The sequence below is a fragment of the Hoeflea sp. TYP-13 genome, assembly GCF_040932035.1.
In the GTDB taxonomy this organism is placed as follows: Bacteria; Pseudomonadota; Alphaproteobacteria; order Rhizobiales; family Rhizobiaceae; genus Hoeflea_A.
This window is the reverse complement of sequence record NZ_JBFRBB010000002.1, coordinates 388333-410796: the sequence shown is the minus strand read 5'-3', so window position 1 is coordinate 410796 and position 22464 is coordinate 388333. Positions and strand designations below refer to the sequence as shown.

General features: G+C 56.7%; 21 protein-coding genes and 3 tRNA genes. 11 read left to right on the top strand and 13 right to left on the bottom strand.

All coding sequences use genetic code 11. The features are described 5' to 3' along the window. The first annotated feature begins 41 nt into the window (after positions 1–41). Complete coding sequence (locus tag ABVT35_RS12280) at positions 42–3638, top strand: hydantoinase B/oxoprolinase family protein (protein WP_368466757.1); 3597 nt, start codon at positions 42–44, stop codon at positions 3636–3638. Between the two features lie 338 nt (positions 3639–3976). Here the strand turns inward: ABVT35_RS12280 and ABVT35_RS12275 are convergent, their stop codons facing one another. Next, positions 3977–4654: a sulfotransferase domain-containing protein gene (locus ABVT35_RS12275; protein ID WP_368467855.1), complete on the bottom strand. Its 678-nt coding sequence runs from the start codon at positions 4652–4654 to the stop codon at positions 3977–3979. Here ABVT35_RS12275 and ABVT35_RS12270 point away from each other — a divergent pair. Further along, positions 4598–4720 (top strand): hypothetical protein, encoded by a 123-nt coding sequence (locus ABVT35_RS12270; RefSeq protein ID WP_368467916.1) that lies wholly within the window; start codon positions 4598–4600, stop codon positions 4718–4720. The genes ABVT35_RS12275 and ABVT35_RS12270 overlap by 57 nt on opposite strands. A gap of 1106 nt (positions 4721–5826) precedes the next feature. Here the strand turns inward: ABVT35_RS12270 and ABVT35_RS12265 are convergent. Further along, positions 5827–5913: transfer RNA gene (locus tag ABVT35_RS12265), tRNA-Leu, on the bottom strand. Between the two features lie 256 nt (positions 5914–6169). On the opposite strand from ABVT35_RS12265, the gene ilvA reads away from it, so the two are divergent. Next, the gene (gene ilvA, locus ABVT35_RS12260; protein ID WP_368466755.1) at positions 6170–7417 is read left to right on the top strand and encodes a threonine ammonia-lyase; all 1248 of its coding nucleotides are present in this window, start codon (positions 6170–6172) and stop codon (positions 7415–7417) included. A gap of 126 nt (positions 7418–7543) precedes the next feature. Then, the gene (locus ABVT35_RS12255) at positions 7544–8740 is read left to right on the top strand and encodes an MFS transporter (protein ID WP_368466753.1); all 1197 of its coding nucleotides are present in this window, start codon (positions 7544–7546) and stop codon (positions 8738–8740) included. A 7-nt stretch (positions 8741–8747) separates the two neighbouring features. Here the strand turns inward: ABVT35_RS12255 and ABVT35_RS12250 are convergent, their stop codons facing one another. Then, positions 8748–9743, bottom strand: a complete 996-nt coding sequence (locus tag ABVT35_RS12250) for an alpha/beta hydrolase (RefSeq protein WP_368466752.1) — start codon at positions 9741–9743, stop codon at positions 8748–8750. A 48-nt stretch (positions 9744–9791) separates the two neighbouring features. Further along, positions 9792–10262, bottom strand: coding sequence for an Lrp/AsnC family transcriptional regulator (locus ABVT35_RS12245; protein ID WP_368466751.1), 471 nt, complete (start codon positions 10260–10262; stop codon positions 9792–9794). A gap of 161 nt (positions 10263–10423) precedes the next feature. Here ABVT35_RS12245 and ald point away from each other — a divergent pair, with 161 nt between their 5' ends. Then, the gene (ald, locus tag ABVT35_RS12240; protein ID WP_368466749.1) at positions 10424–11542 is read left to right on the top strand and encodes an alanine dehydrogenase; all 1119 of its coding nucleotides are present in this window, start codon (positions 10424–10426) and stop codon (positions 11540–11542) included. Positions 11543–11786: 244 nt separating this feature from the next. Then, positions 11787–12158, top strand: coding sequence for a hypothetical protein (locus ABVT35_RS12235; protein WP_368466748.1), 372 nt, complete (start codon positions 11787–11789; stop codon positions 12156–12158). An 85-nt stretch (positions 12159–12243) separates the two neighbouring features. Here the strand turns inward: ABVT35_RS12235 and ABVT35_RS12230 are convergent, their stop codons facing one another. The 8 genes from ABVT35_RS12230 to ABVT35_RS12195 all read right to left on the bottom strand — a co-directional run bounded on the left by ABVT35_RS12230 (position 12244) and on the right by ABVT35_RS12195 (position 19129). Then, positions 12244–12870, bottom strand: a complete 627-nt coding sequence (locus ABVT35_RS12230) for an OmpA family protein (protein ID WP_368466746.1) — start codon at positions 12868–12870, stop codon at positions 12244–12246. A gap of 129 nt (positions 12871–12999) precedes the next feature. Beyond that, a complete protein-coding gene (locus tag ABVT35_RS12225; protein WP_368466745.1) occupies positions 13000–13560 on the bottom strand; it encodes a GNAT family N-acetyltransferase in 561 nt (186 codons plus the stop codon). Further along, positions 13560–14411, bottom strand: a complete 852-nt coding sequence (gene sseA / locus ABVT35_RS12220) for a 3-mercaptopyruvate sulfurtransferase (protein ID WP_368466744.1) — start codon at positions 14409–14411, stop codon at positions 13560–13562. The genes ABVT35_RS12225 and sseA overlap by 1 nt, the downstream gene beginning before the upstream one ends. Positions 14412–14427: 16 nt before the next feature. Next, a complete protein-coding gene (locus tag ABVT35_RS12215; RefSeq protein WP_368466743.1) occupies positions 14428–15162 on the bottom strand; it encodes an alanyl-tRNA editing protein in 735 nt (244 codons plus the stop codon). Between the two features lie 3 nt (positions 15163–15165). Beyond that, on the bottom strand, positions 15166–16203 hold the full coding sequence (locus ABVT35_RS12210) for a cysteine synthase A (protein ID WP_368466742.1): 1038 nt from the start codon (positions 16201–16203) through the stop codon (positions 15166–15168). A gap of 149 nt (positions 16204–16352) precedes the next feature. Next, positions 16353–17609, bottom strand: coding sequence for a class I SAM-dependent methyltransferase (locus ABVT35_RS12205; RefSeq protein ID WP_368466741.1), 1257 nt, complete (start codon positions 17607–17609; stop codon positions 16353–16355). 228 nt (positions 17610–17837) lie between these two features. After that, positions 17838–18020, bottom strand: a complete 183-nt coding sequence (locus ABVT35_RS12200) for a hypothetical protein (RefSeq protein ID WP_368466739.1) — start codon at positions 18018–18020, stop codon at positions 17838–17840. A gap of 215 nt (positions 18021–18235) precedes the next feature. Further along, positions 18236–19129 (bottom strand): tryptophan 2,3-dioxygenase, encoded by an 894-nt coding sequence (locus ABVT35_RS12195; protein ID WP_368466738.1) that lies wholly within the window; start codon positions 19127–19129, stop codon positions 18236–18238. Positions 19130–19315: 186 nt separating this feature from the next. Between ABVT35_RS12195 and ABVT35_RS12190 the strand changes: the two genes are divergently transcribed. Continuing rightward, a complete protein-coding gene (locus tag ABVT35_RS12190) occupies positions 19316–19756 on the top strand; it encodes a hypothetical protein (protein WP_368466737.1) in 441 nt (146 codons plus the stop codon). A gap of 58 nt (positions 19757–19814) precedes the next feature. Here the strand turns inward: ABVT35_RS12190 and ABVT35_RS12185 are convergent. Further along, a tRNA-Asn gene (locus tag ABVT35_RS12185) sits at positions 19815–19889 on the bottom strand. Between the two features lie 238 nt (positions 19890–20127). On the opposite strand from ABVT35_RS12185, the gene ABVT35_RS12180 reads away from it, so the two are divergent. The 4 genes from ABVT35_RS12180 to ABVT35_RS12165 all read left to right on the top strand — a co-directional run bounded on the left by ABVT35_RS12180 (position 20128) and on the right by ABVT35_RS12165 (position 22313). After that, positions 20128–20331: a hypothetical protein gene (locus tag ABVT35_RS12180; protein ID WP_368467853.1), complete on the top strand. Its 204-nt coding sequence runs from the start codon at positions 20128–20130 to the stop codon at positions 20329–20331. Positions 20332–20414: 83 nt separating this feature from the next. Further along, positions 20415–20921, top strand: coding sequence for an O-acetyl-ADP-ribose deacetylase (locus ABVT35_RS12175; protein WP_368466736.1), 507 nt, complete (start codon positions 20415–20417; stop codon positions 20919–20921). Between the two features lie 186 nt (positions 20922–21107). Continuing rightward, positions 21108–21181: transfer RNA gene (locus tag ABVT35_RS12170), tRNA-Cys, on the top strand. Between the two features lie 463 nt (positions 21182–21644). Then, positions 21645–22313: a protein-L-isoaspartate O-methyltransferase gene (locus ABVT35_RS12165; protein ID WP_368467852.1), complete on the top strand. Its 669-nt coding sequence runs from the start codon at positions 21645–21647 to the stop codon at positions 22311–22313. Positions 22314–22464: the final 151 nt, after the last annotated feature.

Sequence of the window (22464 nt, the reverse complement as noted above, 5' to 3'; positions counted from 1 at the left end):
CGGTGGACGTTTGGGTCCATTGAAGAATGGAGTTATGCCTCATGTGGCAGTTTTGGATAGATCGTGGTGGAACATTCACCGACATAGTCGCCCGCAAGCCCGATGGAAGGCTGATTACCCACAAGCTGCTGTCGGAAAATCCCGAGCAGTATAAGGATGCTGCAGTTCAGGGCGTGCGCGAAATGATCGGCGCGGGCCAGAACAGTACTCTGCCGCAATCGACCATTTCGGCCGTCAAAATGGGCACTACCGTGGCTACGAATGCGCTTCTCGAGCGCAAGGGCGATCCGACATTGCTTCTGGTCACAGAAGGCCTTGGTGACCTGCTGCGCATTGGCTATCAGAACCGGCCGCGCCTCTTTGATCTCAATATCGTGCTTCCTGAACTGCTTTATTGCGATGTGGGCGAGGTGCGCGAAAGGCTCGACGCCGAAGGGAAGATCGTCACGCCGCTGGATCTTGATTCAGCCCGCGCAGCGCTGGTACGCGCCCATGCGAACGGCGTGCGCGGTGTCGCCATCGCATTCATGCACGGCTATCTCAATCCGGACCATGAAAACGCTGTTGCTGAACTTGCGCGGGAAATGGGCTTTACCCAGGTTTCGACCAGCCACGCGACCAGTAAGTTGATCAAACTTGTCTCTCGTGGGGATACGACCGTTGTCGATGCCTATCTCACTCCGATTCTGCGCCGCTATGTCGATCAGGTGGCCGATGCGCTGGACGTCAAGGGCGGAGCCTGTGAGAGACTGATGTTCATGCAATCGAATGGCGGGCTGACGGACGCCAGGCTGTTTCAGGGAAAAGACGCTATTTTGTCAGGGCCTGCGGGCGGGGTCGTCGGCATGGTCAAGACTGCGGAGCTCGCCGGATTCGACAAGCTGATCGGTTTCGACATGGGCGGCACATCAACCGATGTGTGCCACTACGCCGATGAATATGAGCGCAGCTTCGAGACGGAAGTTGCCGGCGTGCGCATGCGCGCGCCGATGATGAATATCCACACCGTGGCGGCCGGTGGCGGATCGATCCTGACGTTCAGGGGCGGACGTTATCAGGTGGGTCCCGAAAGCGCCGGCGCCAATCCGGGCCCGGCCTGCTACCGGCGTGGCGGGCCGCTGACGGTGACGGACTGCAATGTCATGCTCGGCAAGCTCAATCCCGATCATTTTCCAAATGTGTTTGGGCCCCATGCCGACCAGCCGCTGGACACACAGATTGTGCGGCTGAAATTCGAAGAACTGGCGCAGGAGGTGGCCAACCAGACCGGACTGCCGGCGTTGTCGCCCGAAGAAACCGCGGAAGGTTTCCTCAGGGTTGCGGTTGAAAACATGGCGAACGCCATAAAGAAGATCTCGGTACAGCGCGGTTACAACGTCACAGCCTATACGCTCAACTGCTTCGGTGGAGCCGGCGGGCAGCATGCGTGTCTCGTCGCCGACGCGTTGGGTATGACCTCTGTCTTCATTCATCCGTTTGCCGGCGTCTTGTCGGCTTACGGCATGGGGCTTGCGGAAATCAGGGCACTTCGCGAAGAGCAATTCGACGGCGGCGTTGAGAAGGCCGAAAGGGCGCAGGCCGTGCTGGCGCGGATGGAAGCGGAAGCGCGCACGGAAGTTGCCGGGCAGGGGGTTGCCGATGATCAGATCGAATCCGAATTGCGGGCGCATCTGCGCTATGCCGGCTCCCACCAGACACTGGAAGTGCAGTTTGGAACACCGGCAGAGATGCAGGAGCGTTTCGATATCGCACATCAGGCGCGCTACGGTTTTGCATCGCCCAGCCGCGAACTGATCATTGATATGCTGGCGGCGGAAGCGATCGGAAAGTCCGAAGCAGCGTCTGCCGCACTTGCTCCGCAAGGTGCTGTCGAAGCAAAGCCGCTGGCCCATGTGCGAATGCGTAGCGACGGCGAATGGGCGAACTCTCCGCTTTATGACCGTGACGAACTGGCTGTCGGTCAGGCTGTTGCGGGACCTGCAATCATAACGGAGCGCACCGGCACCAATATTGTCGAAGCCGGCTGGCAGGCGAAACTCGATCCTTTAGGAAACCTGGTTCTGACCCGAATCGTTACCAAGAGCCGGCAGGCGGCGCTCGGAACCGAAGCCGATCCGATCATGCTCGAGGTCTTCAACAACCTGTTTATGTCGATCGCGGAGCAAATGGGCGCAACGCTTGCCAACACGGCCTATTCGGTCAACATCAAGGAGCGGCTCGATTTTTCCTGTGCGTTGTTCGACGGTACCGGCGGGCTGGTCGCCAACGCGCCGCATGTACCAGTGCATCTCGGCTCGATGAGTCAGAGTGTGCGAACGGTTCTGAACGAGAACCGGGGCAAGATTCGCCCGGGTGACAGCTACATGCTGAACAACCCCTTCGAAGGCGGTACGCACCTTCCAGACGTTACGGTCATTACACCCGTCTTTGACGACGCGGGCGATAATATTCTGTTTTTTGTCGGCTCACGTGGCCACCACGCGGATATTGGCGGGCGCACCCCGGGATCGGCTCCACCCGACAGTCGCCATATCGATGAAGAGGGCGTTTTAATAAGTAATTTCAAGCTGGTGGAAGGCGGCAAGCTTCGCGATGCCGAGACCCGGGCACTCCTCGGTTCGGGCCAATATCCGTGCCGCAACATCAACGAGAACATGGCCGACCTGGAAGCTCAGATTGCCGCCAACGAAACGGGCGTGCGTGAAGTCAGACGCATGATTGGCACCTACGGCCAGCAAGCCGTCATCGCCTATATGGGCCATGTCCAGGACAATGCCGAAGAATCGGTTCGCCGGGTGATTACGCGGCTGGAGAACGGCACGTTCACCTATCCGCTGGACAGCGGCGCGCGGATCAGCGTCAATATCACCGTCGATCCGGATGCGCGCGAAGCGGTCATCGACTTTACCGGCACATCCGAGCAGGACAGCGGCAACTACAACGCTCCGGCTTCGGTGTGTACCGCCGTTGTGCTCTATGTCTTCCGCACGCTCGTCGGCGCGGAAATTCCAATGAACGAGGGATGTTTGAAACCGTTGAAGATCATCGCGCCGGTCGGCTCGATGATCAATCCGGTTTACCCTGCGGCGGTCATAGCGGGCAATACCGAGGTCAGCCAGTCTATCGCCGATTGTCTTTATGGCGCGCTCGGCGTGATTGCCGGTTCGCAAGGCACCATGAACAATTTCGTCTGGGGCAACGACCATCTGCAGAACTATGAAACGATCTGCGGCGGGACCGGGGCAGGGCCCGATTTTTCGGGTGCGAGCGCGGTTCATTCCCACATGACCAACACACGCATGACGGATCCGGAAGTGCTGGAAAAACGGTTTCCGGTGCGCGTTGCCGAATTTTCCATCCGCCGCGGTTCGGGCGGCAGCGGCGCCAATGCGGGCGGCGACGGTATTGTGCGTAAACTGCAATTCCTCGAAGCCATGACCGTGACGACGCTGACGTCGCACCGGCAAACAAGACCGTTCGGTAAACGGGGCGGAGAAGACGGCGCTTGTGGCGAAAACAGCGTTCTGCGCCAGGATGGGTCAATTGAGCATCTTGCGGGCAACGACCATACCGATGTTAATCCGGGCGATGTGTTTTGCATGAAAACACCGGGCGGCGGCGGCTGGGGTGTCGGATAAACGAACCACCGGTTTATCGTGGGAGGCAAGCGCGGAGCTTCCGGCAGGCCCGTCATGGACATGGAGGTGTCATTGCTATTGACAACTCCGGGTTGCAGGCGCATAAATTTCTCACCACGGATTTCCGTCTCGTGGTCCCAAGGCCGGGCGTGTCCCAACGCCCCGGAGCCGGCGGTCCCCCGCCGGCCATTATGATCCGCCCGGCCGCTTGCACTTCGCGCCCTGTTTTGTGTGCCTCTTCGCTGTATACGACTATTTTATGCCTTTGTTTCAACAGGGTGCGGTTAGCATTGTAACCTGCAATAGGCAGAACAGGCCCGGGAGACATCCCGAATATGCTAAGTCGCTGTCCGCAGCACCGTCCGCGTATCCAAAATGTTTGAAGCTGCACTAGCGTAGCCCAAACGGCTCATGGACGCTGACATCTCACGATTAACCCGCTCAATCATCTCAACTGACAAAGCGTGCCGATGGCCGCCGATCGTGCCGGATCTGGCATGGTTGAGCTTATGGAGTTCTCCGGTCTTGCGGTACCGGGATCTAGCAACTTCAAATGATTGATCATGCACCGCTGTCTTTAACTGTCGGAGGCAAAAATCAAGGCCTGCCCTGGTAAGCAGCCGGGCAAGCTCCTTTTCGGTGTTCAGCAGCAAATCTTCGTAGCGGACAATCGGGCAGCTGCTTGCTTGAAACTCGTCAACATATTGCTGCCAGCTGCGAAACCCCAGGCTGCCCTGCATCCGCCGTAGCATCTTTTTATCGGCATCCGGTTTACCCTTGAAGAAATAATGCATTCCCGAAACAAGAATGTCGCGCGGATCACGAACAATGGACACCAGTTTGATTCGCGACCTGTCCAAACGCTCGAAATCGCCAATCGGCTGGTGGGATTTCAAGACGACCAGATCCGGCCGGCCGGTGCGGTCGAGACCTTCAAGCGCTATTTCCGGCAGACTGTCATGTCGTCGCCTATAACCGGCAAAACCAATGGCAGGACAATCGAGTGCCTGCGCTATGAGGCGGCAAAGCCAGGAATTGCCGGATTTTTCGTAGCCGGCAACCAGGATGATTGTCTTGTCTGAGAGTGTTTTCAGATGTTTGTGCAAGCGATGTGTGCTGCGGAATTTTCTGCGAAGATTGCGATGCGGAATTATCTGCGTAATGGGATAAAAAAACATAGAAAGGGGTCCTGAAAAAGGCCCCCACGGGCTGCATAATCCAAGCGTCGAACCACTACAAGTGAATGATATTTAACTTGACAACCGCTGGGACATCGAAGGGAGGAATCCCGTGATGTGCTATGTCGAGCTGGTGTGACTGATGGTTGTTGTCCCGTTGCCTGCGCAGAGCTCGCGCCAAGTTGGGGCAAGAGCCAACGTGCTCTGTGACAGGCAACGGGAATGTGTCCTGACCGCGCTGGGCGGAGCTTGGTCAGGACACCCACCACGCATAGATCAGCGGGTTTTCTATCTCTATATGCAAAAGGTTTATTTCGCCGCCTGAGGGACATTTGTTGGGGGATATTCAACCCACACGAAGGTGCTCAGGCAGTCGTCGACTGTCGGGATTTGCATTGTGTCCATAGCTGCGATTTCGCTCCGGTGGGGAATCAACAACTGAGTCGGTTTGTCCGGACGGGATGAACGCAAAATGTTTACGGCTATAGCGAAGGAGAGAGCCTAGATACCGAGACAGTTGCCATGACTGTAAAATATCGTCTTGAGGGAAGGTGCGGAACCGCGTTGCACGGTTGCGCCACACGCAACTGCAACGGCCTGGCAGCGACGGCATGAAGATTGAAGCCGTGAATTGAACTGTCAAAATGGGGCACCCGTCCGTTCCAGCAGGCAGATGGGTGCCGCTCAGGTGTTTGTGAACGGACGGGCCGCGCCCCAACCGGATAAATTGTCACATTTCCAATGCACCTAAAGGGGTGATGGCATCGGAACAAACCGCTCCGGCGGGTCTAGCTGAACACAGGTTCTGGAAATTTGCCATTAAACGAAGGTTTATTTTAATGACGCGCGAAGCATTCCCGATGTCCAATTGTTCTGCAAGTCAGTCCAATTCCGCTTGCGCGGAATTTTCTGTGCAATTCACAAAAGCCTCGATGAGGAAACCGGACGCGTAAAAGTTATTGCCAATGTCAAATCCGGCACAGCATAAACTGAATTTGACGGCGGAAATCTGGTGCCCCCTGCCGGACTTGAACCGGCAAACCCATTCGGGTGACAGATTTTAAGTCTGTTGCGTATACCAATTTCGCCAAGGGGGCCCTTGCGTACTGGTAATTATCCAGCGCCGGATTGCAAGCCCAATTTGTGGAATGTGCGAATGCCGTGTTCCGTACGGGTCTTACGTTCGATGCTACCATCTACTCAAATATCGCCGCGGTAGAGAATATTCTGCGCCTGCGATGTCGCCGTTCCGCCAATTTGCTGTTACAGCTCCGGAACTATTTTAGATGGGCTGGCATCGTCGGGGAGCAACCCTTGGCATCGCGTTGGCCGAATGACACACCGGAAACAGCAATGAAACAGGACGTTGACAGTGCAAAGGCGGTAATGAGGGAGCTGTTCGCGCCGACGCCGCTGCAGCACAATCTGTTCCTGAGCGACAAATATGGCGCGCGGATTTTCCTCAAGCGTGAAGACCTTTCGCCGGTCCGGTCTTACAAAATCCGTGGTGCGTTTAACTTCTTCCGCAAGGCGCTCGCCGCGGATGATCCGGCTGAGCGGTTTGTCTGCGCGTCCGCCGGCAACCATGCCCAGGGCTTTGCCTTTGTGTGCAGGCATTTCAAAAAACCGGGCGTCGTCTTCATGCCGGTCACCACGCCGCCGCAGAAGATCGACAAGACCAAGGCTTTCGGAGGCGACTTTATCGATGTGCGGCTCCATGGCGATATTTTCGACGAGTGCTACGCCGCCGCAAAGGCGCATTCAAAGGAGACGGGCGCCCTGATGGTGCCGCCGTTTGACCATCCCGACATTATTGAGGGCCAGGCAACGGTCGCGGCGGAAATCCTCGATCAACTCCCGGGCGACGCCAACCCGGACCTTTTTATCATTCCGGTAGGCGGCGGTGGGCTTTCTGCGGGGATGACCGGATATCTCGGAGGCCGGATCGGCAACGAGTCCTTTGTCTTTTGCGAGCCGGAAGGCGCGCCGAGTCTGAAGGAGAGCCTGACAGCCGGCAAACGTATAAAGCTCGACCAGGTCGACAATTTTGTCGACGGTGCCGCTGTCGCCGAAATCGGCAGCCGGAATTTTGACGCACTCAAATCCTTCGCTGCGGACCAGGTGATGCTGATTGCGGAGAACGCCGTGTGCGTCACGATATCGGAACTGCTCAATGTCGAGGGTGTCGTGCTTGAGCCAGCGGGTGCGTTGGCTATCGCGGCGCTTGAGGAAATGGACCGCCAGTCGATCGCCGGAAAGACCGTCATCGTTATCGTGTCGGGCGGAAACTTCGACTTCGAGCGCCTGCCGGACGTTAAAGAGCGGGCGATGCGCCATTCGGGCCTGAAGAAATACTTCATTCTGCGCATGGCGCAGAGACCGGGAGCGCTTCGCGATTTCCTCAATATGCTCGGGCCGGAGGACGATATCGCACGGTTCGAATATCTGAAGAAGTCAGCCCGCAATTTCGGCTCTGTCCTTATCGGGATCGAAACCAAGCGTCCCGAAAACTTCGATGCGCTGACCGGTGCATTTGACGATGCGGGTTTGCGGTATGAGGACATAACGGATAATGAAGTTCTTGCCAGCCTGATCATCTGACCGGCGATTTTTCATTCATGGGGGAAGTGAATGCTCAGCATTGAAGATGCGGCGCAAAGCGCAATGGCTGACGAGATCCGGGATCGTGATGCGGCCCTGTTTCAACTTTGCCGGATCGGCGCCTGAATGGCCGGGATCGCCGCGCTGGCAGCGGCTTATGTCTTTTCCCAGTTCTATCGGTCCTTCCTTGCCGTATTGACGCCTGTGCTTATCGATGAGCTTGGTGCGGGCAAGGCCGAGCTGTCCCTGGCTTCGGGCGTATGGTTCCTGACATTTGCGCTCATGCAGTTCATCGTCGGCATCTCGCTCGACCGGTTCGGCCCGAAACGGACCGCGGCAATTCTCTTTGCGGCGGGCGCCGGCGGCGGCGCCTTCCTCTTTGCCGCCGCAACATCGCCCATTGAAATCATCATAGCCATGGGCATGATCGGCGTTGGCTGCTCGCCGGTTCTGATGGCGGCGTTTTTCATCTTTGCCTATGAGTTTTCGCCCGCCCGGTTTGCGGTGCTTTCGTCGTGGTTTGTCGCGCTGGGCACGGCAGGCAATGTCATCGGTGCCAAGCCGCTGGCAATTGCGGTCGACAGTGTTGGATGGCGTGAGACGATGCTGGGACTCGGCGTCATTTCGCTTGTGACGGCCATCGCTATCTACAGGCTGGTCAAGGACCCGCCGATCGAGCGCGAGGAGGGCAGCGGAACAGGCCTTTCGGGTTATCTGCACCTTCTTAAAATTCCCGCGCTTTGGCTCATCATACCGTTGATTGCGGTCAACTATGCACCGGCAGCCGGGATTCGGGGCCTGTGGGTCGGGCCCTATCTCGCTGATGTTTATGGCGCATCGACACAGGTAATCGGAAATGTTTCCCTGTTCATGGCCGTCTCGATGATCCTTGGCAGCGTGTTGTACGGGCCGCTCGATGCGCTGCTCAAGACGCGAAAATGGGTCTGCTTTGTCGGCAACTCAGGCAGTTTTCTCGCACTGGTGGCGCTCGCCGCATTTCCGATGCAGCCCCTGTGGCAGGTCACTATCCTCATGTTTGCCGTCGGCATATTCGGTGCGAGCTACGGCGTGCTCATGGCACATGCGCGCTCTTTCTTTCCGATGCATCTGACAGGGCGCGGCGTCACGCTGATGAATTTTTTTACCATCGGCGGGGTAGGGCTTATACAGTTTCTGACCGGGCAGATCGCCGACGCCAGTTTCGATCCGGCGCAGCCGCAGCAGACCTATTCCGTGCTCTTTGCCACCTACGGGGTACTTATCGGTGTAACCCTGGTGATTTACCTGTTTTCAGCGGACAGAAAGCCCGGTGAGCATCACTGAGTTCTGGTTACGAGCCGCCCGGAAGTTGCTGAATCCATCTGGTGATGATGTTCGCCGTTTGCTGCGTTGTTGAGGGCGATGTGGCGTTCCCGGCTAGGACATGATGGTTTTCGTCCTCATCACCTTCGATCAGTACAACCTCGGAATCGGCTCCCCATCGTTTCTCCACGACCTTTGTCCTTTCGGGGCGCACGACCTGATCCTTTTCCGAAAACACAAACAGCGCCGGGATCGTTATTTTCCCGAAATCGGCTTCGTTGGTGAGTTTGACGAGTTCGGCCATGGGCAGCACGGCCTCGCTGGGGTACTCATGGGTCCAGTTTTGCCTCACCAGATCGTTTTTCGGCTCGAAGGATCGGCGTTCGCCTTCGACCAGCCGCACGATCTGCCGCGCCCAGGGTATCGTCAGAAGCTGTGAGCCCGCGGCCTGAGGGCCAAAGTTGGGGGAAATGTTGACGATGCCGACGACGTCCTTCGAAAGGTCAGGTTGCGTTGCGGCCCAGGTAATCAAAGTGCCGCCGGTCGATGTCCCGACAAGCACGACCTTTTCGCCGATCCGGCGGCCGACGGCTATTGCTTCGGCGATGTCGTCGACCCAGCCGGCGACCGTTGCCTCTGCCATCGCATCGCCTGTCCTGCCATGTCCCTTGAGGCGGGTGTAGAAAAGATTGGCGCCGACATCCTTGGCTACGATGTCCATGACCGGCTTGATTTCTCCCGCCGAGGCGGAAAAGCCGTGGACATAGACGATGGCCAGCGGCGTTTTCGCGCGCGAGTTCGGATAGGCCCAGACGATATGCTTGTTGAGGCCGTCCCGGATATCGTCAAATCGGGCCTCTGCTTCCGAAAGATACGCTTCGACGTCTTCACCGATCGTTGCCGCATCGAAACTGATCTCAGTGCTCACTGGTGTTCGCGGTCCCATGAAAAATGCAATTGCGCCTGCGATGATCAGCACGGCAAGGCCGTAGAGGATCCTGGTCAGTCTGGATCGTTTTGCCATATTTGTTTCCCGGCTTTGCTGATCGTCGCCACACTCTATGCGTGAAAGTCAGCGCATATCAATGTCAATGTTAGGGCGGTCTATGATTTCGCGCAGCGCAAACGAGGAGTTGATGCGCACGACATGGGGCAGGGCTGAAAGCCACTCCTTGTGGATGCGTTCATAGTCCTGGAGGTCCTTTGCGGCGACGCGCAATATGTAATCGTATTCGCCGGACATCAGATAGCAAACCAGCACATTGGGGCAGCGTTTGACCGCCGCCTCGAATTCGCTGAGCGTTTTTTCAAACTGGCCGGACAGGGAGATGTGGACGATTGCCGTCATTGTATAATTAAGCGCCTTGTTGGATAGGCGTGCATGGTAGCCGCGAACGACGCCGGTTTTTTCAAGAACATCGAGCCTGCGCGAGCATGCAGAGGCCGAAAGTCCGACCTTGTCCGCAAGATTGGCGTTGGAGATTCGGCCGTCCTCCTGCAATGTCTTCAATATGGCGATATCAATTGCGTCTAGCTTATCCATTCGTGGAATCTTTCGGCAAATTACCCGTTTGTGCAATAATATTCGAAAACGCTGCCTATTTCAAACACACTTCGCAAGGACATTTCGCGCCCTATATGTTCGAATAACGCCACGATGAATAGCGCCCTGATGAGGCGCGGCTAAACTGTGGAGGATTCGAGATGCGAGTCGGTTGCCCAAAAGAAATCAAGAACAACGAATACCGTGTCGGTCTGACGCCGGGTTCGGTGCGTGAATATGTTGCCCATGGCCACGAAGTTATCGTGGAAACGAATGCGGGCGTTGCCATTGATGCCGATGACGGTGTCTATCAGGCTGCCGGCGCCAAGATCGTGCCGACGGCGAAGGATGTCTTCGACCAGTCCGACATGATCGTTAAGGTCAAGGAACCACAGCCGTCCGAATGGGCTATGCTGCGTGAAGGCCAGCTCCTTTACACCTATCTTCACCTTGCTCCGGATCCAGAGCAGACCAAGGGTCTTGTCGAATCCGGCTGCACGGCTGTTGCGTACGAGACGGTGACTGACGATCACGGCGGCCTGCCGCTGCTTGCGCCGATGTCCGAAGTTGCCGGACGTCTTGCCATCCAGGCCGGCGCCACGGCGCTGCAGAAGGCAAATGGCGGCCGCGGGGTGCTGCTCGGCGGCGTGCCGGGTGTGCTGCCGGGCAAGGTAACCGTCATCGGCGGCGGTGTCGTCGGTCTCAATGCTGCAAAAATGGCCGTCGGCCTTGGTGCGGATGTCACCATTCTCGACCGTTCGATCCCGCGCCTGCGTCAGCTTGACGATATCTTCAACGGCCGCGTCCACACGCGCTACTCGACCATTGAGGCGCTGGAACAGGAAGTCTTTTCCGCTGACGTTGTTGTCGGTGCCGTGCTCGTCGCCGGTGCCGCCGCGCCGAAGCTTGTTACCCGGGAAATGCTGTCCGGCATGAAAAAGGCCGCGGTGATCGTCGATGTCGCCATCGACCAGGGCGGATGCTTCGAAACCTCCCATGCGACCACCCATTCCGATCCGACCTATGAGGTCGACGGCATCATCCACTACTGCGTTGCCAACATGCCCGGCGCCGTTCCGGTCACTTCGGCCCACGCACTGAACAATGCGACGCTGCATTACGGCCTGCAGCTCGCTGACAAGGGTCTGCAGGCGATTGCCGAAGACCGGCACCTGCGTGCGGGGCTCAATGTCCACCGCGGTCGCATCACCAACGCACCGGTCGCAGAAGCGCTCGGTTACGATCTGGCTGAACCCGCCGCCGTCCTCCAGGTTGCGTAGGATACACAATCAGCCAGAAGCAAAGGCCGCGTTGCATCAAGCAGCGCGGCCTTTCTTGTTTTCGGACTATAGATTGCAACAGCGGTGAGCGATGCGAGTGTTTCTGTGCAGTCGCGAGATCACGCGGTTTAGCGATTGATATTTCTATATTTTTTCAGTTGGCATTTGAACTATTTCCTGAAGCGGAACTTAATTGTACCCGGCTACAATGATCCATGCAGCTAGATACCGGGGGGCACGTCTAGTGAATATTGGATCAATTATAGCCGTGGGTGTGTTTGGCGTTGTCTGCATTGCAGTCGCCGCCGATTTGCCGCCACGCACACTCAACGACAAAGATTACGAAGAGCTTGTTGCGTGGTCGGATGACCTTGAGAGATATGGAACATCCTTTGCCGGCGCTGCCCGCTGGCTGATAGAAGCCAGAATTTGCAGCGAGAGCGACTTGCGGGAAAACGGTGGCTGGGTGAAATCACAGACACACCGGGATATGCCGATCTATTTTTCCTATTGCGGAGGCTCGACCCTGCCATACAGGGTCTATTTCAACGCGGAGACCTTCGAATTCTACGGACGTGCAAGAGGCAATGCCGAGGCCGTCAGACTGGCAAGCTAGACCGATACGCAGTTACTGTTGTGCGGGCTGCGCTGCCAGTTGTCTGACGGTGGAGATTGATAGGGGCCTTCAAAATTGCCAATGCTCACTGATAGACAATATCGGTGATCCTGCGCAGGGTGACGCGCCGGTTGCGCCAATCGGCATAGGGTGTCGGGATAAGCAGGTCCTCTTCGCCATATCCGACGGTCTCGAGCGCATAGTGCGGTACGCCGAAATAGCCTGAGAGAACGCGCTGAAGCGAATTTGCCCTGCGTTCCGACAGACGCTGGTTGCTGGCGTAGGAGCCGACGGCATCGGTGTGTCCTTCGATCAGGAACAGTTCGTTGGGATTGTGCGCCAGCATATTGTGCATGGCGTTCGCGATCTGCTCCACTTTCCAATGCTGGCTGGACGGGATTTGCGGCGATCCGAATGCGAAATTGATTGCCTGGATCTCGATTGACGGCGCAACGTGGCGAAGGGCCTTGCGCCGTTTTATTTCCTTGACGGTTCCCTTCATCGACGGCTTGATTTTGACGGTTGGCGGTGCGCTCAGACTCTTTTCGATGGTCAGGGCCGAAGGTGCCTTCTTGTTGAACTTGTCATTTGCAATCAACAGCTTGGGTTTAACCTTGCCGTTGTCGATGGTGAGTTTGAGTGTTTCTGCGGATGCTGCTGCCGGTGCGACAATTGCCGTGGCAAGAGCGGTGATGAATGTGCGACGTTTCATGACTGTCGTCCTCCTGGTCGGTCGACCGGAACTGTGCCGGCCGTGTGTTTGATGGAGAAACGATAGGAAAGTGCGGCTGAAGCCACGATGAACGCGCCGTTCAGCCAAACGGCAGGTGCGCTGCGTCGCCTATCTCGATTGCGCGATGCGTATCAGATCCGCATCGGTTAACGGATGGATGAAGGTCTCGCTCTGGCCGATCGGATTGAAGCCGAGCTTCTGGTAAAGCGGCAGGGCCGCCGGGTGGTCAAGCGTGCAGGTGTTCACCGTCACCTTGAGCGGGCTGGGTTCCCACGCCGCCTCCAGGGCCTGCGACAGAAACCAGCGGCCAAGCCCGCGGCCATGGGCGTGGGGCATCATGCCGAAATACTCAAGATTGACGGTTTCCGGATCGCTCTGATGCAGTTCGAAAAACCCGGAAGGCGCACCGTTGAGGTAAAGCACGTGGATGGATGTCTTCGGATCGTGAATGATCTTGGACAGCGCATCATCGCTAAGGCGCAGCCGTGCAACCCAGTGCCACTCGCGGCCGATCTGAAACTGAAGATAGCGGTAGAAATGCAGCGGCATTTCCGACTGCTTCATGATTGCGACGTGCAGGTTCACCGGCATTGGCGACAACAATGTCGGCCGGCTAAGCTGCTCAAGATAGGTTACGACGGCTCGGAGCGGCGGGCTCGTCCTTGCCATTACGCGTCTCCGGTCGCAACGGGCGTGTCATCCCGGGCGCCCCATTCGGACCAGGAACCGTCATATAGCCGCGTTTGCTCGTTGCCGATGGACTGCAAAGCCAGTGTAATGACTGCGGCAGTAACGCCCGATCCGCAGGTGGTGACAACCGGTCCGGACGGATCGATGCCTGCTTCTTCGATTATCGTGCGTAGTTCGTCGAGGGATTTGAGGTGGCCATTTTCCGACAGGGAAAAGACCGGAATGTTGCGGGCGCCCGGCATATGGCCGGATCGCATGCCCTCGCGCGGCTCGGCTTCCGCGCCGGTAAAGCGGCCTGAACCGCGTGCATCGGCAATCTGGCTCGAGCCACTGCCGACAATCCGCTGCATTTCGTCCAGCCGGACAACGGCGTTTTCATCGAATGCGGGTTCGAACCGACCGGCTGCATAGTCCGGGAGGTCGGTCGTCACGGGGCGTCCGGAGTGCTTCCAGTCATCAATGCCGCCGTCGAGCACATAAACATGCTTGGCGCCCATCACACGCAGCATCCACCAAACGCGCGGAGCCGTGAACATGCCAAGACCGTCACATACGACAATGGTGTCCTCTGTGGATATTCCGAGCCCCGAAACGTGTTCGGCAAAGACAGCTGGGCTCGGCAAGGCATGCGGCAAATTCACGCCGGGTTCGACAACAGCATCCTGATCGAAGAATACAGCGCCGGGGATATGACCTTCCGCATATTCAGCCTTTGCGTCGCGCTGCTGCGCCGGCAGATACCAGGATGCGTCGACTATTCTGAGATGTTCCTGACCGATCTGCTGCTCCAGCCAGTCGGCTGAAACAACGAATGCGCTTTTCTTTGCCATGATCCCTTCGCGTTTCTCAACCGGGCAATTCGCCGAAGCGAATGCGGAACCGGCGGTTCTCGCGTCCCTTTTTTTCTATCTTGCCAATATGGATTGCGCCGACTTCACCCGTTTCCGTGACATGCGTTCCGCCGCATGGCTGACTGTCGACAGAGCCGGCATCGCCGATGCAGACAAGCCTTATGCGGCCGCTGCCGCGTGGCGGGCGAACATTCTTCGATTTGACGAGACCCGGGTTGGCTTCGAGCTCGGCTTCATCGATCCATTGCGTAAAAACCGGATGGTTGCCGTGGACAAGTTCCATCAGCTTTTCGCTGATCGTCGCCTTGTCGACAGCTTCGCTCATATCGAAATCGATGCGGCTTTCATTTTCACCAACCGAGGCGCCGGTAATGGGGTAGGGGCATGCGACGGTCAGAAGGTGGCAGGCCGTGTGCATGCGCATAAGGCGGTAGCGCCGCGCCCAGTCAATGTGGAGTGCCAGTCTTTCACCGATTTCAGGCACGGCCTGCTCGTTGGCAGGGACGTGGACAATTTCGGCCTTCGACTGACCGTTGACTGTTGCAGCGACTTCGATTTTCGATCCGTCTTCCCGCTCAAAAAACCCGACATCACCCGGCTGTCCGCCGGATGTTGCGTAAAAACAGGTCTGATCGAGCAGGATACCACCGCGATCGTTGATGGCCGTCACCTGGCCTTCGGCCGTCGAAAGATAGGCATCGTCGAGAAATAGCTGCTGTGTTTCCTGCAAGGTTCAGACCTCTTCGTAGGGCACCGAAATGTCGGGGGTCCTTTCCATCCATTCCGGCACGGGCAGTTCTTTTGAACGCAGGAAATCCGGATTGAACAGCTTGGACTGGTAGCGGTTTCCATAGTCGCAAAGCACCGTCACGATAGTATGGCCGGGACCCATGTCCTTTGCCATGCGAACGGCGCCGGCAATGTTGATTCCGGTCGATCCGCCGAGGCACATGCCTTCCTCTTCGATCAGGTCGTAAATGTATGGAAATGCTTCGGCATCAGGTACCTGATAAGCAAAATCCGGTGTGAATCCTTCAAGATTTGCGGTGATGCGACCCTGGCCGATACCTTCGGTGATCGAGCTGCCTTCGGCTTTCAATTCGCCGTTCTTGTAGTGGTTGTACAGCGCCGCGCCTTCGGGATCGGCGATGCCGATCTTGATGCCGGCATTCTTTTCTCTGAGGCCTGCGGCAACACCGGCAAGCGTGCCGCCGGAGCCAACGGCGCAGATGAACCCGTCGACCTTGCCGTCGGTATCGTGCCAGATCTCGGGCGCGGTGGTTTCAATATGAGCCTGCCGGTTGACGACATTGTCGAACTGGTTCGCCCAGATCGCGCCGTTCGGGTCTTCCCTTGCGATCTGTTCGGCCAGGCGACCTGAAAGACGGACGTAATTGTTTGGATTGCGGTAGGGAACCGCCGGCACCTGGACCAGCTCCGCACCGAGCAGGCGCAGGGCGTCCTTCTTTTCTTCACTCTGCGTTTCCGGAATGACGATGACCGTGCGGTATCCGAGCGCCTTGGCCACCATCGACAATCCGATACCCGTATTGCCCGCCGTTCCTTCGACAATGACGCCGCCCGGATTAAGCAGCCCCTTTTTCTCGGCGTCGCGTACGATGAACAAAGCCGCGCGGTCCTTGACCGACTGACCGGGATTGAGAAACTCGGCCTTGCCCAAAATGGTGCAGCCAGTCAGTTCCGATGCTTTTTTGAGTTTGATCAGCGGTGTGTTGCCGATGCCATCCAGTACAGATTGTAATACGGTCATGCGTAAGCCTCGATTATGTTGCTGCAACAGTATTTTGCCGGTTGTGGATTATCAACACGGGGTGAGGCAAGAAATGGTGTTTGTTTCCTTGGCGCATATGAAAAATAGATTTTCATCGCGCCAATTCAATGTGTTTACGGCGTCGACCGTTACCGCTGATAGATTATCTGCCGTACATTGATGTTCTCGGCACGAAACCCGGCCTCGCAATAGTGCAGATAGAACTCCCACAGCTTCTTGAAACGGTCGTCAAAACCCATCGGCCGGATGGTGGGCCATGCGTCCCAGAAGCGGTTGCACCATTCCGACAGCGTCCGCGCATAATCCTGCGCAAACGCACGGTGCCCGGCCAGCTTCAGGTTGGCCCTGTGACCGAGATCTTCGAGAATCTCCAGGGTGGGCAGCATGCCGCCCGGGAATACGTATCGCTGGATGAAATCCGGATTCCTGCGGTAGTTTTCATAGGCGTCTTCGTGGATCGTTATGATTTGAAGACCGGCCCGTCCGCCTGGCTTGAGGCAGGTGCTTAACTTGTCGAAATAGCCGGGCCAGTATTTTTCGCCAACCGCTTCGAACATTTCGATCGATGCTATGTGGTCGTATACGCCGCGCTCTTCCCGGTAGTCCTGGAACTTCAGTTCCACCCTGTCGGAAAGGCCGGCATCGTGTATGCGCTTTCCGGCATAGTCGAGCTGTTCTCGGCTTATTGTCAGCCCTGTGACCCGGGCGCCAATTTCGCCCGCCGCATATTCGGCAAAACCGCCCCAGCCGCAACCGATTTCCAGCACGTGGCTTTCGGGCGTTATGCCGATGGCATCGGCAAGAGCCTTGTATTTGGCTTTTTGACCGCTCTGCAGATCATTGGCTCCGGTCTGGAAGAGCGCGGACGAATAGGTCATGCTCGGATCGAGCCATTTTTCGTAAAACGCGTTGCCGAGGTCATAATGGGCGGCAATGTTCTTTCTGGCCTGAGACTTCGTGTTCGACCGGAAGAGATGGCGGAGCCGCTCGACAATGCTGGCAAGACCGCGTGCGCCGCTTGCCAGATGTCCGGCAATATCCGTGTTCACCAGAAAGAGCTCCAGGAAAGTCGGAATATCCGGGCTTTCCCAATCGCCGTCCATATAGGTCTCGGCGACGCCGATCGTGCCGCGGCGGAAGGCACTGTATGGCAGGTTCCAATTGTGCAGGATCAAATCGGCCTGGGGACCGGATTCCGGCCCCTCGATCCGTATGCGACGACCATCCGGCAGCATCAGGTTCAGTGCTCCGCGCCGCATTCTGGAAAGTGAGCGCAAGACGAGCTGTGCCTTGAATGGAAGTCCGTGCAGCTGGCTGGCAACATTGCCGGCGGAAATCAGTTCGACATCGTTACGATCGATATTATTCTGGTCAGTCCCGGTCATACCCATGCCTCCCAATGCATCTTATTGCACTGCTTGTCCCCTCATGTGATACCGCGCTGGGCGAGCGGCCACGTGTCTATTGTTCATGCAGATTCAATTATATGCAAGAGGCCAAAGGGACTGCTGGCGTGTTCTTGTGGTTGCATTGGGGATCAAACATGCTCAACCGGCCGGAGAATCTGCTTCACCGGCTAAGAAGCGATCAAGGGATTGCTTGCCGCTATACCCTCAGCTTACATGAGGCGGCCGCATTTCGTGTATCGCAGCACGGACCCGGCGCCAGTTTTCGGCGTCCTCCGTCTTGCCTTTCAGTTCAAGGTCGTTCGCCCTTTGGGCGGCTTCTGCTTCAGCCTTATCGCCATGCGCATCCAACAGTTGCCGCGCATGCTCGACAATCTTCGTTGCTTTCATCGTCTCCTCCGTCGCAAAGAGGTCATGATCGATGGAGCCGGCCTCCGGCTTCTTGATGCAATGTCCGGAGAACGAACTCCTGGCTCTACTGTTCAGAATATTAGGGCAGCACGGTGGACGTTACCAGTTGCGGAGGCCATTCTGTGATAAATGGCCGCATGGGTATGTCCGATTTCTGCAGGCTGCGACGCTGAGGAAATAGATCCAATGCCGGATTATGGTGCCGGTGGTGTTTTGTAAAACAGAGCTTTGCGTACATCGTACAGATCGTGGAAGAACTTCAGATCGAGCGCCTTTTTCAGGAAGGCGACACCCGATGATCCGCCGGTGCCCGGCTGCATGCCGATAACACGTTCTACCGCCGTCATATGATCGAATCGCCAGCGCTGGAACAACGTTTCGACATCCATCAGCTTTTCAGCGAGGCAATAAAGATCCCAGTATTTGCGGGTGTTGCGGTATACCTCTTCCCAGATTGCGACGATACGCGGATCTCCCGAATAGGGCTCGCGGAAATCACGGTTGAGAAGCTCCGCCGGCACACCGAAACCCTGACGCGACAGCAGCCGGATAACCTCATCATAGACCGAAGGTTCTTCGAGCGCTTTTTCAAGGAGTGCCATAACGTCCGGATCGTGCTGATGCACGCGCATTGTCGATGCATCCTTATTGCCGAGGATGAACTCGATCTGGCGGTAGCCGTAGCTTTGGAAGCCAGAAGAGTTGCCGAGGGCGTCCCGAAACAGCATGTAATCCGCCGGGGTCATTGTGAGCAGTGTTTCCCAGGACGTGATCAGTTGTTTCTGGATTGCCTTGATGCGGTCCGCATTCTTGATGGCCGGGCCGATTTCATCATTGATGAGATGGTCGCGGAACTGAATGATCTGGTAGTGCATCAACTTCAGCCAGAGCTCGCTGACCTGGTGGATCATGAGAAAGAGAAGCTCATCCGGCTGTGGCGGATCCTGAAATGTCTTCTGCAGATTGAGCAGTATTTTGAGCTGCAGGAAGTCTCCGTAACTGTTGCTTTCGCCATCCGAAAAATCAGTGACAACCGATTCTTCCACGTCGCGCTTCAAAGGCCGCTCGCCTGGTTTTCGTTCAGTCAATTTGTTTTCTCCAAACTGTGTGAGCGCCATGACCACCACGCAAAACTCAAGCTGGACCTTACGAAGAATTAATGCGGATTTCACGGTTTTTCCGCCGCATCGGCCGGCAGTCATCTGGAAGGGAAGTAAACGCGCACCTACGTCTGATCCGGTGCCGGAACAATCCGGCTGATGTTCGGAGTTTACATGATGAAATCGACATTCCTTGCCGCTGGAGTTCTTTTGCTCTTGGCACAGCCGGCGCTGGCGGACCGCCCAGTCACCGAAATGGAGCGGGCCAGCATACTCGCCGCCATTGCGCCTTTCGGATGCACGGCGACCAAGATGGAATTTGATTCCGACGACAATCGCTTTGAAGTCGATGATGCCGACTGCGGAGATCGCCGGGATTTCGATCTCGAACTGAATACCGCATTCGAGATTGTCGGAGGGGAGCGGCCGGTCACCAATGAAGAGCAGGCACGAATCGACGCTGCACTGGCACGCGCGGGGTGCAGTGGCGGCATCGCCGAGTTCGACTACGATGATGCGCGCTTCGAGATCGACAAGGCCCAATGCGGTGGTCAATTGTTCGAGATTGACCTCAACCGTGACTTCCAGATCGTAAAGAAGAACCTGGACGACTGAGACTATTCGCGCAACGGTGCGTGAATATTGAAAGTAATCAATCGCTTATATGAAAAAGTGGCTCCCCGGGCCGGATTCGAACCAGCGACCAATTGATTAACAGTCAACTGCTCTACCACTGAGCTACCGGGGAACGGTCCACAATGTGGTGTGGAGGGCGTATAGAAAAGAAATTCGCAGTTGCCAAGACATTTTGTCAAAAAAATTTTGCCGTCTTGCGCAAAGAACCCCAAATGGCAAAAGGAAGTATCTGTGTAGCCATCTGAAAACCGCGGCAATTGCGCGGAAATGAGGTGTAAATGGGGCTTATACGATCCGACCGCGAGACAGACAGCGAACCGCCGGTTCGTGTGCTGAAAATCGGCTCGCACATGATCAAGCTGCCGCGGAGCCAGCTGCTGCGGATGGGGCTTGGCGGGCTACTGGTGGTCGGAGGCATACTCGGGTTTTTGCCGGTGCTCGGTTTCTGGATGATTCCGCTTGGACTGCTTATTCTTTCGCATGACCTTCCTATGGTGCGTCGCTGGAGGCGCAAGCTTGCTGTACGTTTCGGTCAACGCGGAAGAAAGAAGTAGGCAGGCCGCACCTGCCGGGCAATTCAGTTCTTCGACACGACGACACCTGTTACAATCTCGCGGCGGGGACCGTGGAGATGCAAATGGAACTGCGACTGCTTAAAACGGATATTACAGCGCTCGAAGTTGATGCCATTGTCAATGCAGCCAACTCATCGCTGCTCGGTGGCGGCGGTGTGGATGGCGCCATTCACCGTAAAGGCGGCTCAGCCATTTTAAAAGAATGCCGAGCCATCATCAGCCGAATCGGCCAGTGCGCACCCGGCAGTGCCGTCATCACAACGGCCGGCGAACTTCCCGCCAGATATGTCATCCACACTGTCGGCCCGGTTTGGAACGGCGGAGCCAGCGATGAGTCGCGCATATTGGCCCGTTGCTATACCTCCAGTCTGCAGCTGTGCATCGACAACGGCATCCGCACCGTTGCATTTCCCAATATCAGCACGGGAATTTACGGCTATCCCAAGCAGCAGGCAGCAACAACGGCCCTTCAAGCGATCAGGGAATTTAACGCCAGCGGTATGATCGACGAGGTATTGCTTGCCTGTTTTGACAATGAAAACCACGAGATCTACCGGAAGCTGATGTGAGGGGCTGTGGCGCCTGTTGGTGCGACCACCGGCATAGGTGATCGCACTGATGATTCGGTGGATCTGCAAGGGGTCACTTTTCGGCAACCTTATGATGGAAAATCAATCGAAATTCCTTTGCGCCTCTTGCGCATCGTCACGTTTCAATTTAAGTGCGGGCGTCGATCGAGCAATTCGATCCTTTGGGGCCTCGTGGCGGAATGGTTACGCAGAGGACTGCAAATCCTTCTATCCCGGTTCGATTCCGGGCGAGGCCTCCAAAAAACAAGCGCTTAGCCGAAAAATTTGTTTGCGATATGCCAGGTCGGTGCGCCTCTTTCTGAGCCGACTGCCCATCCAATTCCGTGCCGCTTCATGGCCGATCCCGCAATGCTGATCGGTTGAATGCGTACTCCAGGAGCGCCGTGGAATTTGAAGATTTCGGCAAGGCACCGGACGCTGGATCGCGCATTGACCACGCCGGTCACTCCGCGCTGACGAATGACGACTGAATTTGTATCGAATCGGATATTGTTAACCGAGTGGGGAACGGTGCCGGCGCGAGGCGGTCATACCTTTATTTGAAGACGGTGTGCCGAAGTGCCGGGACGCCAAAAATTGTGTCCTAAAGGGCACGGTTGTGGGCCAATTGCCAAAATGGGCCGATGCGCCATTTCGTCGCTTGAATACTGCAGCCCGGCGCATTAAGACGCAGGACAGTTAAACCGGAGAGGTTGCATGACCATCGATTTTGAGCTGGCGCGAACCAAAATGGTGGACAATCAGATTCGTACGACGGATGTGACGTCCCACCCTGTGCTCGAGGCATTTTTGTCGGTCGCGCGAGAGGATTTCGTTCCGGGCGATGTGCGGGCACTGGCGTATATTGACGATGATATCCGGATTTCAGATGGCGGCGACGGACAGATCGACCGTTATCTTATGGAGCCGTCGCCGCTTGCGAAACTGCTACAGCTGGCCGACGTCAAAAAGAGCGATGTTGTCCTCGAGATCGGCTGCGGTACGGGTTACGTGTCGGCGCTTCTGTCGCTGCTGGCGGATTCGGTGGTCGCGCTCGAATCGGACACGGCGCTCGCCGAACAGGCCGGTGAAACACTTTCTAAACTTGGCTACGATAATGTAGCGGTCGTGACCGGCACACTCGCTGACGGCTTCAAGCCGGAGGCGCCTTACGATGTGATATTCATCGGTGGTGCGGTCGAGGAACTACCGCATGGCCTTTTCGACCAGCTGCGCAATGGTGGCAGGCTGGTCGTCGTTGAGGGCCATGGCAATGCCTCCAAGGCCAATCTTTATGTGCGGGATGGGGGCAATACATCGGCACGGCGTGGGTTTAACACCTCCGTCAAACCTCTGCCGGGCTTCGAAAAGGAGGCGGCGTTCGAGTTTTGAACACAAATACCGATCGCCACTGTGGTTTATGAGTAACAGAACACGTTATAGTTGGAGTGAATCGCGCCGAAGCATTGTATCCGGTGGGTAAATTCTTAAAATCAGCGTGTATCATGAGAGGGTATGGCCGCGCTAAATCATGCGGCCGCTT